Origin of the sequence: Phytohabitans flavus (assembly GCF_011764545.1) — a bacterium.
Taxonomy (GTDB): domain Bacteria; phylum Actinomycetota; class Actinomycetes; order Mycobacteriales; family Micromonosporaceae; genus Phytohabitans; species Phytohabitans flavus.
On record NZ_AP022870.1, the window covers coordinates 7,778,227 to 7,795,153 of the forward strand.

Below are 16,927 nucleotides of genomic sequence, written 5' to 3' on the forward strand. Positions count from 1 at the left end.
GCCGAGCTAGGCGGAGCGGACCCGGCGGCGAAGGTCGTGGTCGGCCGACCACGACCCCGGGGTGAGCTGACCAATCGCGGAGGGTGAGGCTGCGGGAGCGGCGGTCTGGAGCCCGGCGGACATCGCGGTAGCTCAACTTCCTTGGTTTTGGATCTTTATTCGCGACATGACACCGAGGCCAACCTGACCCCAAGGATTTTAGACCTCGATGTGTGAGCCCATGATGACCGTGCGCTCGCGGGCAGCGCGAAGTGTTCGGCGGCGTCGGCGGTGAGGTGGGACGTGGCGATGAAGAGCCGTTTGCGCCACACCGCCATCGTCGGCGCCGGTCCGCGCCGTAGCTCGATCTTGGAAAGGAAGTACGACACCTCGTCCATCCGCAGTTGACGCTCGGCAACCGCTGGATCGATCATCGCGAGCGCGGCTGGTACGTCCGGGGTCTCGAGGTAGCCGAACCGGACCCGTACGTGGATGATCCCGTCGTCGGAGTAGCCGAGGTCGTCCACCATGATCCGCCGCTCGGCCGGCACGCGCGGCACCGGCTCGGTCTCGATCGACATGATCACGACCTCCTCGTGGCGGACGTGGTTGTGCTCGACGTTTGCCCGCATGGCCAGTGGCGCGGTCTGCTTGCCGCGGTTGAGGAAGACCGCGGTGCCCGGGACGGTGATCGGCGGGTTGTCGCGCAGGGCTTCGACGAAGTCGTGCAGTGAACCCTCTCGCTCTACGCGCTCGGCGCTGACGATCTGGCGGCCGCGTTGCCAGGTGGTCATGATCGTGAACGCGGTGACGCCGATCAGCAGCGGCAGCCACGCGCCGTGCATGAGCTTGGTCAGGTTGGCCCCGACGAACAGCAGGTCGACCAGCAGCAGGGGCACCGCGCCGACGGCGACCAGCCACAGTGGCGCGTTCCACCGCCAGCGGGCGACGAAGAAGAACATCAGCGTGGTGATAGTGATGGTCCCGGTCACCGCCATGCCGTACGCGTACGCCAGGGCCGTCGAGCTGCGGAACGCGAAGATCAGCGTGAGCACCGAGACAAGCAGCAGCCAGTTGATCCACGGGACGTAGATCTGGCCGACCGTGGACTCCGACGTGTGCGTGATCCGCAGCCGGGGCAGGTAGCCGAGCTGGGCGGCCTGCGACGCGACGGAGTACGCCCCGGTGATCACCGCCTGCGAGGCGATCACCGTCGCGGCGGTGGCCAGCAGCACGAGCGGCACCCGTCCCCACCCGGGCGCGAGGAGGAAGAACGGGCTGCTGATGTTGGCCGGGTCGGCGAGGATCAGCGCGCCCTGGCCGAAGTGGCTGAGCAGGCAGGCGGGAAACACAAGCCCCAGCCAGCCGCGGCTGATCGCCCGGCGGCCGAAGTGGCCCATGTCGGCGTAGAGTGCCTCGGCGCCGGTGACCGCCAGCACGATCGCGGCCAGGGCATAGAACGCGATGCCGAAGTGGCCGGCCAAGAATCCCAGGGCGTACGTGGGTGAGAGCGCCTTGAGGATGTCCGGGTGCTGGGCGATGCCCGCGGCACCGAAGCTGCCGATGACCACGAACCACAGGATCATTACCGGCCCGAACAGCCGGCCCACCGCTGCGGTGCCTCGGCGCTGCACCAGGAACAGCAGCAGGATGATCACCGCGGCGATCGGCACGATGAAGGGGTCCAGCGCCGGCTCGACCACCCTTATGCCCTCGACTGCGGAGAGCACCGAGATCGCCGGCGTGATCATGCTGTCGCCGAAGAACAGCGCGGCGCCGAAGATGCCCAGCCCGGCCAGCACGCCGGCGATCCGCCGACCGCGCCGGGCGCCGGAGCGGCGCAGCAGCGTGATCAACGCCATGATGCCGCCCTCGCCGTCGTTGTGGGCGCGCATAGCCAGCAGCACGTACGTGACCGTGACGATGATCGTCACGGACCAGAAGATCAGCGAGACGACCCCGAACACGTTTTCGTCGCTGACCGGGACGGGATGCGGATCCGCCGGGTTGAACACGGTCTGGATCGTGTAGATCGGGCTTGTCCCGATGTCACCGAACACCACACCCAGCGCGCCGACCACCACTGCCAGCCGCGCGGTGTCGCGCACGGTCGGCTGCATGGCTGGGGAGGGTGGGGTGCTCGGCTCCGGAACGCTCATCGCGCGCCTTCCTCACTGTCCGTGGCTGAGGCGCCCGATTCGCCCGCACCCCCTGCCCGGACAGTACCGACCGCCGCGCTTGCCTACACCGGGTCCGCGCAGGTCAGCGGTGCTTCTCCGCGATGGTGAACGGTGCGGACTCGGCGGCCGCCCGGTAGCCGTCATCGAGGAGTAGGCGAGCCACGTACCGGCCCGGGGCAGCGGCCAGCTCTCGTTTCCTTCCAGCGCCTGCGGCCCGAGCGTGAGCCCACCCTCGATGGCTCCGCCGGTGTAGTCGTAGACCAGGTAGTTAGCGGTGTCGTCGCACGCGCCACGGTCCGGGCAGCGGAACAGGGATATCCAGTCCAGGCCCATGCCCGGCGCGTTCGTCCAGTCGATGCCGATCCGCTCGCCCACCCGGTACGTGCGCTGGTCGGTGAAGACCTTCGCCGGCTCGCCCGCCGGGTAGAGCCACACAGCTGTACGGGACAGCACCCGGCCGCCCGACTCCAGCGCCACCTCGTACCGGCCGCGGGCCAGGCCGCGCGTGCCGAACCGGACCTCGCCGTCACGGGTACCGGTCATGCGGGCACCCACCAGCCGGCCTCGCTCGTCACGCAGCGTCACCCGCTCACCGGGCCAGCCGGGCGCGTGGAACGCGACGTCCAGCGCCGAGCCGATGGTTGCGCTGCGGCTCGCCGGCGCCACGAGCACCGGCGGCACGGCCGGCGTGACGTCCACCGTCGAGACCACGCCGCGGTGGTCGGACGGGTACGGCGAGAGCCCCACCCCGACGTCCGGTCCGCCCACCTCGCCGACCACCTTGCTGTCGACAGTGCGCGACGGGCCGGCCCGCAGCACCCAGTCGATGCGGTCGTGCACCTCGGCCGGGTCCGACTCCGGGCCGCCGGGCGTCCAGGTGAAGCCGGGTACGGCCACGGGGTCCGGATGCGCCTCGCGGTAGGTGTCCACCAGACCGGCGTCCGCCAGTGCCGCGCTGGCCGGCCAGCGGACGGCGTAGGGCACCTCGGGCCGGGCGGCCGCGACCGCCGGTGTCCAGTCCAGGTGGGAAGGGCTGTTGAAGTCGCCGGTCAGCAGCACCGGTATCCCGCGAGCGGCCAGCCCTGGCAGCACCCGCACGAGGTCGCGTATCGCCGGCAGCCGGGTCTGGCGCTCCAGCGCGAGGACCTCGGCCCGGGTCCCGCCGTCCCGGACCAGGTACGGGCCGTACGGGTCGGAGGGCAGGTGTGTGTTGGCGACCGCGACGACCCGGCCGGGCGCCACCACCACGAAGACGTACCGGCCGTCGGCGCCGGGCGGGTCGATGATCGGGAACCGGGACATCACGTGCGCGTGGTTGCTGCCGTACCAGCCGATGGCGGCGGCGATGCGCTCGGTGTTCCGCTCCGTCTCCTGCACGCCGACGATGTCCGCCCCGGACCGGCGGATGAGCCGCTCGACCTGGCGCAGCGTCTCCACACACCCGTCCGGCTCCGCGCAGAAGTCGCCGGTCTCCAGGTCGAGCTCGTCACCGCCGTAGAAGACGTTGAGGCTCATCACCCGTACCCGCTGCGTCGCCTCGTGCCCCGCCGCAGCTCCCGGCGCGGTCAGTAGCGATGCCACCACCAACGCCGCGGCAAGGGCCGCAAACCGCCCGCGCATGACCACCTCCGGACGCGTTCCAGAAAGATCGCGTCCTGATGCAATCCCGGCGCGGTCGCCGGCACGGTACGGCCACCGAAACGCGCCGTGAACATCGGGGAGTGCGCGATCGTGCAAACAGCCTGACGGTGGTAGACGCTTCGTACCTCCGTCGATATGTTCTGGGCCTCCATCACAAGTGGACAACTTCCTGGAGGTTGCCGTGCCTCAAGTTCGACATCTGCTTCTCGCCAGCGCCGCCGTGACCAGCGGGCTGGTGCTCGCCGCGCCCGCCACTGTGGCGGCCGCGCCGGCCGACCCGCCGCCGACCATCGTTGTCGAGGACGGGATGACCCAGCCGGTCTTCTCGTTCGCCGACGCCATCGAGGAGCGCGTCTACGTGGAGACGCCGCTCGACACCAACCACGACGGCGAGCGCGACCGCGTGGCGATCGACATCTCCCGGCCTCGGGAGACGGCCACGGCCGGGTTCAAGGTGCCAGTGATCTTCGAGCACAGCCCGTACCGCAAGGGTGTCTGGAACGACGCGCCCTACCACAGCGTGCTCGTGGACGAGCTGCCCCAGAACGGGCTCGGCGCGCGCGCCGCCGCGGGCCCGGCCGCCGCCGGGATCCAGAGCGCCGAGGCCAAGGGCAACCTGCCCGGCTCGCTCGACGACTACTACGTGCCCCGGGGCTACGCGGTGGTGCTCGGCCAGAGCGTCGGTACCGCCGACTCCGACGGCTGCTCCACCAGCGGCGACGCGGCCGAGACGCTCGGTACCAAGGCGGTCATCGACTGGCTCAACGGGCGCGCGAAGGGGTACGACGGCAGCGGTGCCCGGGTCACCGCCGACTGGACCACCGGCGCGGTGGGCATGACCGGCGGCTCGTACAACGGCACGCTGCCCAACCAGGTGGCCACCACCGGAGTCGAGGGGCTCAAGACGATCGTCCCGATCGCCGCGATCAGCAGTTGGTACGACTACTACCGCGCCAACGGGCTTGTCGTCGCGCCCGGCACGTTCCAGGGCGAAGACCTCGACGTGCTGGCGAAGTACACCACCGGGCAGGCCCGGGCCGAGGGGGACTGCGCGGACGAGATGGCCACCATCACGACCGAGCAGGACCGGGTGACCGGGGACTACTCGCGGTTCTGGGCCGAGCGTGACTACCTCGACGCGCGCAAGGTCAAGGCCAGCGTCTTCGTCGTGCACGGGCTCAACGACTGGAACGTCAAGACCGAGCAGTTCGCCGGCTGGTGGGACGAGCTCGCCAAGCGGCACGTGCCGCGCAAGATCTGGCTGCACCAGGGCGGGCACAGCAACCCCAGCAGCGGGCCGGTCACCCTGCCGAACGGACGGACCTGGACGTACAAGCAGACCGAGAACCGCTGGTTCGACTACTGGCTGTGGGGCGTCCGCAACGGCATCATGAGCGAGCCGACCGCCGTTGTGCAGCGCGAAAGCAGGGCGTACACCACGTACCAGGACTGGCCGTCTCCCGGCGCCCGCGATGTGGCGCTGCGGCTCTCCGCTACCGGCTCGCTGTCTACCGGCAAGACCCGGGGTAACGCCGAGCAGTCCTTTGTGGACGAGGGCCGTACGGTCCACCCCGACGTCCTGGTCGCCAACCCGGACGTGACGAGCCCCAACCGCCTCGCCTACACCTCACCGCCGCTCACCCAGGACGTACGGATTTCCGGGCGGCCGGAGATGCGGCTGCGGATGGCGATCGACAACCGGTCGGGCGCCAACCTGACCGCCTACCTTGTCGACTACGGACCGGCAGGCTCGGCAGCCGAGCCGTTCGTGGTCACGCGCGGCTGGATGGACCCGCAAAACCGCAGGTCAGCCGAGCGGAGCGAGCCGGTCCGCACCGGCAAGCCGTACGACTACCGCTGGACGATGCAGCCCAAGGACTACGTCTTCCAGGCCGGGCACCGGATCGGCGTGGTGGTCTTCTCGACCGACCAGGAGTACACGCTGCTCCCGCTCGGCGGCACCCGCCTGCGTGTCGTACCCGGCGACAGCGAGCTGCACGTACCGGTGGTCGGCGGCCGGTCGGCACTCGGCTTCTGAAACGAGAAAGGCACCGTGCGAGCCCGGCTCGCACGGTGCCTACTCTCAACGTCGGGTCACTTGTGCAGGTCGAAGCGGTCCAGCTCCATGACCTTGACCCACGCGGCGACGAAGTCGGCCACGAACTTCTCCTTGGCGTCGTCGCTGGCGTAGACCTCGGCCAGCGCGCGGAGGATCGAGTTCGAGCCGAAGATGAGGTCGGCCCGGGTACCGGTCCACTTCACCTCGCCCGTCGCGTCGTCCCGGCCCTCGAACGTCTCCTCGGCCTCCGAGGTCGGGGTCCACGTGGTGCCGAAGTCGACCAGGTTGACGAAGAAGTCGTTGGTCAGGACCTCCGGCTGCTTCGTGAACACGCCGTGCTGCGACTGCTGGAAGTTCGCGTTCAGCACCCGCAGGCCGCCCAGCAGCACGGTCATCTCGGGTGCGTTCAGCGTCAGCATCTGGGCCCGCTCGACGAGCAGCTGCTCGGTGGGACGGACGTGCCCCTTGCCCAGGTAGTTGCGGAAGCCGTCGTGGGTCGGCTCCAGCACCGCGAAGGACTCCACGTCGGTCTGCTCCTGCGCCGCGTCGGTGCGACCCGGGGTGAAGGGGACCTCGATGTCGAACCCGGCGTTCTTGGCGGCGCGCTCGATGGCCGCACCGCCCGCCAGCACGATCAGGTCGGCGAGCGAGACCTGCTTGCCCCCGCCGGCGTTGAACTGCTGCTGTACGCCCTCGAGCGTGCCCAGGACCCGGCTCAGGGCGGCGGGGTCGTTGACCTCCCACGCGTTCTGCGGGGCGAGGCGGATGCGCGCCCCGTTGGCCCCACCGCGCTTGTCAGTGCCGCGGAACGTCGAAGCCGACGCCCAGGCGGTCGAGACAAGCTCGGCGACGGACAGCCCCGAGGCGAGGATCGCGTCCTTGAGCGTGGCGACGTCCTCAGCACCGATCAGCTCGTGCGTGACCGCGGGCACCGGGTCCTGCCAGATCAGCGGCTCGGCCGGGACCAGCGGGCCGAGGTACCGCGCGATCGGTCCCATGTCGCGGTGCGTGAGCTTGAACCACGCCTTGGCGAAGGCGTCGGCGAACTCCTGCGGGTTTTCGTAGTACCGCCGCGCGATCGGCTCGTAGATCGGGTCCACCCGCAGCGCGAGGTCCGTCGTGAGCATCATCGGCGCGTGGCGCTTCGCCGAGTCGTGGGCGTCCGGCACCAGCTCAGCGGCCGCCGGGTCGGTCGGCGTCCACTGCTTGGCACCGGCCGGGCTCGTGGTCTGCTGCCACTCGAAGCTGAACAGCGTCTCGAAGAAGCTGTTGTCCCAGGTGGTCGGGGTGGGCGTCCAGGCACCCTCGAGACCACTGGTGATGGTGTCGCCGCCCTTGCCGGAGCCGTGGGCGTTCTTCCAGCCGAGGCCCATCTCCTCGATCGGAGCGGCCTCGGGCTCGGGGCCGACGTTCCGGTCGGGGTTGGCCGCACCGTGGGCCTTGCCGAACGTGTGGCCGCCCGCGATGAGCGCGACGGTCTCCTCGTCGTTCATGGCCATGCGCCCGAAGGTCTCCCGGATGTCCCGGGCGGCGGCGAGCGCGTCCGGGTTGCCGTTCGGGCCCTCCGGGTTGACGTAGATCAGGCCCATCTGGACCGCGCCGTACGGCTTGGCGAGGTCACGGTCGCCGCTGTAGCGCTTGTCACCCAGCCAGGTGTCCTCGGTGCCCCAGTTGACCTCCTCGGGCTCCCAGACGTCCTCGCGCCCGCCGGCGAAGCCGAACGTGTTGAGCCCCATCGACTCCAGAGCGCAGTTGCCGGCAAGGATCATCAGGTCGGCCCACGAGATCTTCTTGCCGTACTTCTTCTTGACCGGCCACAGCAGCCGGCGCGCCTTGTCCAGGCTGGCGTTGTCCGGCCAGCTGTTCAGGGGGCGAAGCGCTGGTCGCCGGAGCCACCGCCGCCGCGGCCGTCGCTGGTGCGGTACGTGCCGGCGCTGTGCCAGGCCATCCGGATGAACAGCGGCCCGTAGTGCCCGTAGTCGGCCGGCCACCAGTCCTGCGACGTCGTCATCACCGCGTGGATGTCCGCCTTGAGCGCGTCAAGGTCGAGGGTCTTGAACTCCTCGGCGTAGTCGAACTCGGCGCCCATCGGGTTGCCCGCCGGCGGGTTCTGGTGGAGGGGGCCCAGATCCAGCTGGTTCGGCCACCAGTCCCGGTTCGACCGCGCCTTCGGCGGGCGAACGGGAGCCTCACCGGAGATGAGGCCGTTGTTCTCGGTTCCCACGTTGCTCTCCTTGCGCTCGGAAAACAGTGCCGGTCACAGACGTCTCTGGACCGGATTAGATCAGTCGTAGGTCAGGTGGAGTCCGCCGGCTCGATGTGCCGCAACAAGGCCGGCGACCCGCGTACGGGTGACACGCACCGTAAGATTCTGGATCACTTTTCTGGAGTCGGTCAAGAATATCGGGTGACGGCCCGATGGACGACTCGAGCGAACCGGTTCAGGTGCACGTGATGCTGGTCACAGCCCTGATCTGCGGGCATTGTCGGCCCGTGATCTCTTTTCGATGTCTCGTTGCATCGAGACGGTCACTGAAAGTCGTTGTGGTGTAACGGATTCTTTGTGCGTCTGGCCAGCGGCGCAGTTGGGTAAGCTGGCCGCCGGCCACCCACGCACGGATGGAAGGGACGGAATGACCGCGCCTCTCCGACGATGGTGCATCCTCGCCCTCACGGCGGTTGCTGCCGCGACCCTGTTCATCACCGCGCCGACGGGTGCGATGGCCGCGCCGGGCGACCCGGCCGTGCCGAAAGAGAGTGGTCCCGACCTGCTCGGCGACGTGCTCACCGCCACCGGCAAGCGGTACGCCCAGGCCAAGGCGGCGCTGAACAAGTCGCGCGCCAAGCAGCTCCAGCTCAACCTGGAGCTGAAGAAGGCGAACGAGCGGTTGGCCGAGCTGGCCCCGCAGATCGGTGAGATGGCCGCGACCTCGTACCGCACGGGCAAGCTCACCGCGGTAACGGCACTGCTGGACACCACCTCCCGAGACCAGTTCGTGGAGCGGGCGTCCATGCTGACCGAGCTCAACATGGTCAACGACCGGAAGCTCGCCGAGCTCAACGCCGCCCGTCAGCAGGCGGAGCAGGCCAAGAAGGCGCTGGACGTCGAGGTCGCGGAGGAGCAGCGGCAGCTGGCGGTCATCGACCGGCAGAAGACCGAGGCCGAAAAGGCCCTCGCCCTCGTCGGCGGCACCAAGCTGACCGGCGGATTTGTCTCCGCCACCTCGCCGGTGGCCAAGGCCGCGCCGCGCAGCTCCGACGGGTCGTGGCCGGACGAGTCGTGCAGCGTCAACGACCCGACCACCTCCGGCTGCATCACACCGCGGACGCTCAACGCGTACAACGAGGTCCGCAAGGCCGGCTTCCGCCGGTTCGTCGGGTGCTTCCGCAGCGGCGGCCCATTCGAGCATCCCAAGGGCCGGGCGTGTGACTGGTCGTTGCAGAGCAGCGGCTTCTCCAACGCGCACAACGACGACATGCGGCTCTACGGCAACAACCTGACCGCGTTCCTGGTCCGCAACGCCGACCGGCTCGGCATCCTCTACGTCATCTGGTACCGGCAGATCTGGTTCCCAGCGACGGGGTGGAAGACATACTCGGGGGCGTCGGAACACAAGGACCACGTGCACATGTCCATGCTTTGACCTGCTCGTCGCTGATTTCCAGCGAACTCCCAGAAAGCACCCTTATCCTATCCGCGAGGGGAGTACCTCGCCAAGATCGTTCCGGTCAGTACGGGCCAGTCACACCCGCCCTCGGGACGAGCACCCACCACCATCTCGGTGGGTGAGGGAGACCTCGGACGTTCACACATGTCCGAGGAAGGGATTTGGCGGGTGTTGGAGTCGATCGGGTCGCCCCTGCTCTGGGCGCTGACCATCGCGGTCCTGCTCGCGCTGCTGGCGCTTGACTTCGCGGTCACACGGCGGCCGCACGACGTGCCGATGCGGGAGGCCGTCGCCTGGACGGTGTTCTACCTCGCGCTGCCGGTCATCTTCGGCGTGGTCGTCTGGTGGGTGTACGGCGGCACACCCGCCGTCGAGTTCTTCACCGGGTACGTGGTGGAGAAGTCCCTGTCGGTCGACAACCTCTTCGTGTTCATGCTGCTGCTGACGGCCTTCGCGGTGCCGTCGGCACTGGCCCAGCGCGTGTTGCTGTACGGCATCGTCGGTGCTCTTGTGCTGCGCGGCATCTTCATCGCCGCCGGCGCCGCGGTGATCGCCAGCGGGGCCTGGGCCTTCTTGCTCTTCGGCGCTTTGCTACTGATCACCGCCGTCAAGGTGATCCGGGACGCGTTCCGCGGCGACGCCCACCACGTCGACATCGACCGCATGCGAGGGGTGCGCCTACTGCGCCGGCTCATGCCGGTCACCGCCGATTACCACGGCTCCCGGCTGACCACCCGCATCGACGGCCGTCGAGCCTTGACGCCGATGGCGCTCGTCGTCGCGGCGGTGTTCATGACCGACGTGGTCTTCGCGGTCGACTCCGTCCCCGCGGTGTACGGGGTGACCGAGGACCCGTACCTGGTGTTCGTGACCAACGCGTTCGCACTGCTGGGCCTGCGCGCCCTGTACTTCGTCCTGCGCAACGTCCTCGCCCGCCTGCGGCACCTCAACTACGGCCTCGGGCTGATCCTCGCGTTCATCGGGGTCAAGCTTGTGCTGCACTGGGCGCACGGCGTCTGGGACCAGGTCCCGGAGGTGCCGACGCCGCTGTCGCTGGGCGTCATCCTGATCACGCTGGCCACGGTGACGCTGACGAGCGTGGCCGCCAACCGCCGCGAGCGCATGGCGACCACCGAGGCCTAGCCGCCCATTGGGCATGCGCGCGGTGGCGGCGTCTGGTCGCGGGGTGGCGGCATTTGGTCGCGGGGTGGCGGCATTGGTCGCCACCCCGCTCCCGCGCGTGCTGCGGCTGGGTCCGCAGTGGCGGGCGGGTTGAACAATATCGGGAGCTGCCGATGACTTGTGGGAGGCTCTCGTGTTCAGATCCCGTCGCAAGAGGAGTAATGACGGCGAGCCGTTTGACGGCGGGGCGTCCACGGAGGTGGAGTTCCAGGACGGCGGGTACGCGGTCGACCTGGTGCTCTGCATCGACGTGACGGCCAGCATGACCTCGATCATCGAGACCGTGAAGCGCGGCGCGCTGACCTTCCACGCCCGGCTGGCCGAGGCGATGGCGCAGAAGGAGAAGCCGGTCGGCAGCCTGCGGATCAAGGTCGTCGCATTCCGCGACTTCGCGGCCGACCGGGTCAACCCGGTCCAGGTCGGCGGCTTCTGGCAACTGCCCGCCGAGGTGGCCGCCTTCCGGCAGTTCGTCTCCGGCCTGCGCGCTGCGGGCGGCGGCGACGAGCCGGAATCCGGCCTTGAAGCGCTGGCCATGGCCATCGACTCGGACTGGGACCGGCAGGCGGAGCACCGGCGGCACGTCATCGTCCTCTTCACCGACGCGCCCGCCCACCCGCTGGGTGTGGGCCGGGCGGCCTCCGACTATCCGGCGAACATGCCCGAAGACCTGGACGCGCTGGCGGCCCGCTGGGGACAGGGCCGGGACCCGTCCGCGCTCATGGACGCGAACGCCAAGCGCCTGCTCATCTTCGCGCCGGAGCGCGACCCATGGACCGGCATCGCGAACGGCTGGAGCAACACCCTGCACTCGCCGTCGAAGGCCGGCACAGGGCTGAGCGCGGTACAGCTGGACGACGTGATCGGCATAATCGCCGGCAGCGTCTGACGCGCCCGGCCGCCGCTCGTGCTGGTCCGCGGTGGTCAATCACCAGCGGGTACGGATGTTCCAGCGGGTGCGGTACACCGGTTGCCCGTAGTGCGGGATGAACGCGATCACCATCATCCCGACGGTCATGACCGCGGCGACCGCGATCGATGGCATTCCTCGGGTTGCCAGCGCCGACAGTGACAGGACGACCACGCCGATGGGTAGTCGCCACAGCAACGCCCGGAACACCACCAGCGCGTACAGGGTGCGGCCGGCGAGGAAAACCACCGGTCCGGCGACCACGACGGCCAGTTCCGCGGGGACGGCCTGGCCGCTGGGATTTCTTGCGACGAGGTCACCGCCGGCGGCGACGAGCACCACGCCGGCCACCATGACCAGATGCGCGTACGACGCCACCAGCGCGATCCGGCCGGGATTGGTGGCCTTGTCGATCCCGGTGGCGAGATGGCCAGCGACGTAGACGATGTAGGTCCGCCACATCGTCACCGTCATGACGAACAGGAGGATCACCCCCGCCGTCCGCAGCGACAGGAACGGGCTGTCTCCGTACCCCCTCACCCCGACCAGGAGGATCTCGCCCAGGGTGACGATGAACATCTGCCGGTAGCGTTCCGACAAATGCTCGCCCCCTACCCGGAGCTCCTCGGCGCTCGAACGACCGAGCCGGGGCAACGGATAACCGAAGAGGCCGACCGTGTAGTCCGTCGTGATCGCCACCGCCCAGAGCGCGAGCCGGGCCGGACCGGGTACGAACGCGCCGACCAGCCACAGGACGCTGGTCAGGGAAAACCAGATGAGCACTCGCATTGGCCGCAGCCGCAGGGCGTGACCGCGCAGGGCGGTGATGAGGGCGAACCCGCGATAGAGGTGCAGACCCACGTACGCCACGGCGAAGGCGATCCCGTTGACACCCTCCAAGGCTCTGCCGACGGCCAGCGACATCAGCAGTCCGCCGAGCATGACGCCGAGGACGATCAGCTGGACCAGCGGCAGGTCCGGGTCGTACCAGTTGGTGGTGTACGCCGTTACCGTCCAGACCCACCAGATTGCGGCAAGCAGGACCAGGGTTTGCAGCGCCTGCATCCAGCCGAGGTCGCTGGCCAGCCGGGTGGACAACCGGCTGAGTGCCACGATGAGGCCTAAGTCGAAGAGGAGCTCCAGGTAGGAGATCCGGCGGGGATCGTCCCGACCACGCAGAACCCATCCCGACCGTGCCTGTGCCACTGCCCCGCTTCTCCGGAAAATCCCCCCAAACTTTGTATCACGACCAGATCGGTCAAGGTGGGGCCTTCCCGCACAACCCAGCCGTGAGCCCATCTCGGTCTGCAATGACCGGCGAACTCGCATGGGGTGCAGGAGAAGGTCCGGGCTTGCCACGAACCAACGTTCTCACATACGATAATGCTCTCGGATATGAGAACGTTCCCAGCGACTGAGAATAATGAGAGGTTCGGACATGCGGGATGTCGAGATGACGGCCATCGCGGACGACGGGTTGCCCCTGGTCGGCACGCTGGCCCTGCCCTCCGGCCCTGGATCGAAGTCCTGGTCCAACCACGGAAGGAAAGGCGTGACTACCGCAACCCCTGCTCGCCAGCACAACGGCCTCACCACCTTCTGGGTCGTCGCGTTCACGTGGACCCTGGTTTTCTGGCTTCTCGCGATCGCACTCGGTGGATCGGCGATGACTTCACCCACCGTCGTTCCCTTCCTGCTCGGTGGCTTCGGCCCGGTGGTCGGCGCGGTCGTGGTCCGGGTGCGGCGCTCCCGCCGCCATCAACCCATCCCGCTCACACGGTGCGAACCCGACTGAGCGCGCGACTGCTCTGGGCGCTGCCCATGCTGGTGATGGCATCGGCAACCGTGCTGGCAGCCGCGCTGCTCTCGGAGGGCCTGGGCGGCCCCGCGGTGAGCCTGACCGAGGGACGGGAGCTGATCGCGACGGCCGGCGGAGCCGTACCGTTCCTGATCAGCATGCTGATCGGTGGTCCGTTGGCCGAGGAACCCGGCTGGCGAGGCACGGCGTACCCACGCCTGCGCGCGTCCATGAGCCGCCTGCGGGCCGGGTTGCTGCTGGGTGCCGCCTGGGCGGTGTGGCACCTGCCGCTGTTCTTCATCAACGGGACGGTCCAGGCCGAGTTCGGCCTGATGAGCTGGGGTGGCCTGCTGTTCACGCTCAGCGTCTTCCCGATGGCACTACTCACCGGCTACGCCTACGAACTTGCCGGGGTCGCGGCGTCGATCGCGGTTCATTTCGGCGTGAACACGACCATCGCACTGCTGACCGTCAAGTCTCCCGTCACCCAGGCATTCGTCCTGGCGGTGCAGATCATCGTGGCGGCCGCGCTGCTCGCCTCGCGGCGCGACCGCCGGCCGGGCCTGCCGGTGCACGCGGACTCGCACCGACAGCGGGTTGTCTCCGGATATGGGTCGGAACGTTAGGGGCCGTGGTTGCCCGCCGGTGCCCCGTTCCGCTGGCGCGACATCCTCGATGGCGCCGGTACCTGGAAGTGTGGCGCCGCCGCTGACGACACCGACACGTGGAACCGTATCGACGCCGCCCGGACTGCCGCCGGACTCTGGCTGCGGGGCGCGGACGCCGCGCCGGAGTACCTGTGGACACCGGCCCGCGAGCTGGTCGGCCAAGCGTTGACCTTCCTGCGGACGCTACCCGTGAAGGCGCAGGTGGCCCGGGTGGCCGCCATGCGGGACGCCGCCCTCGACTGCAGGCCGGACCTGTACGACATCCTCACCAGTCCTTGATGGCGGCGGCCCGGGCCCACCGCCCGGACCCGTCCGTCGGTGCTCCGACGCGGCGTGCGTTGTGCACGTGCTCGCGCGGTGAGCACCGTCGCGGCGGCCATCTTTTGATCCCCGACCGACAGGTATGGGGCGATACCAACCTAGGAGTACGACATGTTCGAGATGAAGACGTGGGCTACCGGCGCGGCGATGCTGGCCTGCACCGGCGCGCTGGTCGCGTGCGGGAGCGGCAATACAGCACCAGGTGCCGCGGCCGGCACCGGTACACCGTCGACTGCCACGACGGTTACCGGGACAACCGCAGGCACCGTGGCCGGCACGGCACCCGCGACGCCGGCATTGACCTCGCCGCCCAAGGCGCGACCGACCCCGGCGGGTGCGGCCACCCCCGTGCTGTCCGGCACACGCGAGGTCACCATCGTGCGGGTACAGGCATCCGAGGGCGGGCTCGCGCTGGACGGCCGACTCGTCGAAGCCGACGACGACAGCGGTCGGCAACTGTTCGTCCCGACACCCCTCGGCGGAGACACCTACCTGATCAAGGCATACAGCAGGGTTAACAACCACCCCGCCGCCGACGAACCGGTCTGCTGGCAGGTGCACAACCCGAACAACACACAGTCACTCACCATCGAGGGAGCCCTCTGCGACCTCAACAACCCGGCCCAGCGATTCACCATCGTCCCCAACGGCGAGGAGTCGTACGCGATCAGCAACAACTCGGCGTACCTACAGCACTTCCCCCAGCAGCGGCCTGATCCTCGAAGAACTCGGCGATGCACCCCTGCGAAGCACGTACCGGCTCATCGACAACGGCCCCGCGCGCCGCCCCGCTGGCGGCTGACCACACCCAACCAATGGCAGCCCTTGTTCAGCGCCCAGAAGATTCGGCGTGGCTGAGCGGTGCGGGTTCAGCCGGTCGGGGCCGGGTGGCTGTGGCTGGCCCAGGTGGGGTCAATGGCGTGTCCGGTACGACGACGAGGCTGACGACGCGGCGGGTACGGCCGCCATCGCGCGTGTTGCCGATCCGGCTGACGACGGCGTGTTCGATCTCGGCGACCATCGCGGTGAACTCGTCGTCGGTGAGCCAGACCGCGGCCTGCCGGTAGACCAGGCCGTCGCGGTGGGGGTCGGCGTCGGGGTGGGCGAGGTAGCGGTCGAAGTCGCCCATGAGTGACGCCGCGAACGTGGTGTACGCCCGCCGGTGATCGTCACGGGTCATCGCTTCCCGGGCGGCGGGGTCGATTGCGCCCTGGTCCTGGTGTACCCGGTAGCTGCGCTCCACCGTGCCGCGTACTCGCCGCTCGTCGACCACCTCCAGCACGCCCGCGTCGACCAGCACGGCGATGTGCCGGTACATGGTGGCCGGCGGGATGTCTGGTAAGCGTTCCCGTAGCTGTCCCGTGGTCAGCGGGTCGGCGTCGAACAGTGCTTGCAGGATGCGCATTCGGACCGGGTGCAGGAGTACGTCCGCAGTTGCCATCCCCCATGTTCCCACATACGATAATGCTTCCAGATCCGATAATGTTCCTAAAAGTGATAACGATGAGAGGCGGGTCATGCCAGAAGTCGAGATGGCGGCCGTGGCGGACGACGGACTGCTCCTGGCCGGCACCCTGACCCTGCCCGACGGGCCCGGCCCGCACCCGGCCGTCCTGCTCCTGCACGCCTCCGGCCCGCTGGACCGTGACGCCAATACCCGCCGGCACCGCATGCAACTCGGCCCGCCCCTGGCCGCCGCGCTCGCCGCCAACGGGATCGCCACCCTGCGGTACGACCGGCGCGGTGTGGGTGCCACCCCCGGCATCTGGCGGGCCACCGGCTTCACCACCACCCGCCACGACGCCGCCGCCGCCCTGCGTGCCCTGGCCGACCGGCCGGACATCCGCGCGGACGCCATCGGCGTGATCGGGCACAGCGAAGGCGCCATCCACGCGATGACGCTCGCCGCGCAGCCCTCCACCGCGGCGGCCTTCGGCACGCCGGCCTCCGGTGCACGGCCGGCGGTTGCGGCGGTGGTGCTGCTGGCCGGGTTCGCCCGGCTGGGTGAGGACGCGCTGCGCCGGCAGGCCCAGATGATCGCCGGTGGCCTCCCCGCACCCGTACGACCACTGCTGCCCGCCCTGGCCAACCGCTACCTCGCCCGGATCGCAGCGACCAGCACCGACGTGGCGCGCGTGGCCGGGATACCGGTCAACGCCCGATGGATCCGCGAGCTCCTCACCCACGACCCACGGGCGGACCTGGCGAACATCCATGTCCCCGTCCTGGCCATCACCGGCGGCAACGACATCCAAGTCGACCCCGCCGACCTCGACGAAATCCACCGGCTGACGCCGGGAAAGGCCGAGATCCACCGCATCCCCGACCTTACCCACCTGCTGCGCCGCCACCCCGGCCGGCCATCGCTGCGCACCTACCCCAGACAGCTACGCGAACCGGTCGACCCCGACCTGCTCACCCAGATCACCGACTGGCTCACCACCCGACTGCAAGTACCCGTGCAGGGGACAGCCACGTGACCACCACATCCGCTGTTCGCCAGCCCCCGACCAGGCCGGCCAGG

At 69.3% G+C, this 16,927-nt stretch carries 13 protein-coding genes and 1 pseudogene; 9 read left to right on the plus strand and 5 right to left on the minus strand.

What is annotated here, in order from left to right:
- Nucleotides 1-155: 155 nt before the first annotated feature.
- Together Pflav_RS34405 and Pflav_RS34410 are read right to left on the minus strand one after the other, a co-directional pair.
- Nucleotides 156-2,138, minus strand: a complete 1,983-nt coding sequence (locus tag Pflav_RS34405) for a potassium transporter Kup (RefSeq protein ID WP_232072242.1) — start codon at nucleotides 2,136-2,138, stop codon at nucleotides 156-158.
- A gap of 12 nt (nucleotides 2,139-2,150) precedes the next feature.
- Nucleotides 2,151-3,779 carry an endonuclease/exonuclease/phosphatase family protein gene (locus Pflav_RS34410; protein WP_173040900.1) on the minus strand — a complete coding sequence of 543 codons (1,629 nt, stop codon included), beginning with the start codon at nucleotides 3,777-3,779 and terminating at the stop codon, nucleotides 2,151-2,153.
- Nucleotides 3,780-3,981: 202 nt separating this feature from the next.
- Here Pflav_RS34410 and Pflav_RS34415 point away from each other — a divergent pair, with 202 nt between their 5' ends.
- Nucleotides 3,982-5,838 (plus strand): Xaa-Pro dipeptidyl-peptidase, encoded by a 1,857-nt coding sequence (locus Pflav_RS34415; protein ID WP_173040901.1) that lies wholly within the window; start codon nucleotides 3,982-3,984, stop codon nucleotides 5,836-5,838.
- Between the two features lie 56 nt (nucleotides 5,839-5,894).
- On the opposite strand, the pseudogene katG reads toward Pflav_RS34415, so the two are convergent.
- Nucleotides 5,895-8,083: pseudogene (katG, locus tag Pflav_RS34420) on the minus strand (catalase/peroxidase HPI).
- Nucleotides 8,084-8,492: 409 nt separating this feature from the next.
- Here katG and Pflav_RS34425 point away from each other — a divergent pair.
- The 3 genes from Pflav_RS34425 (at nucleotide 8,493) to Pflav_RS34435 (ending at nucleotide 11,595) form a co-directional block, all read left to right on the plus strand.
- Entirely contained in the window at nucleotides 8,493-9,503 is a 1,011-nt protein-coding gene (locus Pflav_RS34425; protein WP_173040902.1) for a coiled-coil domain-containing protein, read from the plus strand.
- 168 nt (nucleotides 9,504-9,671) lie between these two features.
- Complete coding sequence (locus Pflav_RS34430; protein WP_173040903.1) at nucleotides 9,672-10,670, plus strand: TerC/Alx family metal homeostasis membrane protein; 999 nt, start codon at nucleotides 9,672-9,674, stop codon at nucleotides 10,668-10,670.
- Nucleotides 10,671-10,842: 172 nt separating this feature from the next.
- Nucleotides 10,843-11,595, plus strand: a complete 753-nt coding sequence (locus Pflav_RS34435) for a vWA domain-containing protein (protein WP_232072244.1) — start codon at nucleotides 10,843-10,845, stop codon at nucleotides 11,593-11,595.
- A 39-nt stretch (nucleotides 11,596-11,634) separates the two neighbouring features.
- Here Pflav_RS34435 and Pflav_RS34440 read toward each other — a convergent pair whose 3' ends face one another.
- Nucleotides 11,635-12,822 carry a low temperature requirement protein A gene (locus Pflav_RS34440; protein WP_173040904.1) on the minus strand — a complete coding sequence of 396 codons (1,188 nt, stop codon included), beginning with the start codon at nucleotides 12,820-12,822 and terminating at the stop codon, nucleotides 11,635-11,637.
- A 232-nt stretch (nucleotides 12,823-13,054) separates the two neighbouring features.
- Between Pflav_RS34440 and Pflav_RS44235 the strand changes: the two genes are divergently transcribed.
- From Pflav_RS44235 to Pflav_RS34455, 4 genes are all read left to right on the plus strand, one after another.
- Nucleotides 13,055-13,411, plus strand: coding sequence for a hypothetical protein (locus tag Pflav_RS44235; RefSeq protein ID WP_197938805.1), 357 nt, complete (start codon nucleotides 13,055-13,057; stop codon nucleotides 13,409-13,411).
- Nucleotides 13,396-14,040 (plus strand): CPBP family intramembrane glutamic endopeptidase, encoded by a 645-nt coding sequence (locus Pflav_RS34445; RefSeq protein WP_197938806.1) that lies wholly within the window; start codon nucleotides 13,396-13,398, stop codon nucleotides 14,038-14,040. The genes Pflav_RS44235 and Pflav_RS34445 overlap by 16 nt, the downstream gene beginning before the upstream one ends.
- Nucleotides 14,041-14,049: 9 nt before the next feature.
- Nucleotides 14,050-14,361, plus strand: coding sequence for a hypothetical protein (locus tag Pflav_RS34450; RefSeq protein ID WP_173040905.1), 312 nt, complete (start codon nucleotides 14,050-14,052; stop codon nucleotides 14,359-14,361).
- Between the two features lie 153 nt (nucleotides 14,362-14,514).
- A complete protein-coding gene (locus Pflav_RS34455) occupies nucleotides 14,515-15,261 on the plus strand; it encodes an RICIN domain-containing protein (RefSeq protein ID WP_173040906.1) in 747 nt (248 codons plus the stop codon).
- Here Pflav_RS34455 and Pflav_RS34460 read toward each other — a convergent pair.
- Nucleotides 15,233-15,844 (minus strand): helix-turn-helix domain-containing protein, encoded by a 612-nt coding sequence (locus Pflav_RS34460; RefSeq protein WP_173040907.1) that lies wholly within the window; start codon nucleotides 15,842-15,844, stop codon nucleotides 15,233-15,235. The genes Pflav_RS34455 and Pflav_RS34460 overlap by 29 nt on opposite strands.
- Nucleotides 15,845-15,920: 76 nt before the next feature.
- Here Pflav_RS34460 and Pflav_RS34465 point away from each other — a divergent pair, with 76 nt between their 5' ends.
- Complete coding sequence (locus tag Pflav_RS34465) at nucleotides 15,921-16,883, plus strand: alpha/beta fold hydrolase (RefSeq protein WP_173040908.1); 963 nt, start codon at nucleotides 15,921-15,923, stop codon at nucleotides 16,881-16,883.
- Nucleotides 16,884-16,927: the final 44 nt, after the last annotated feature.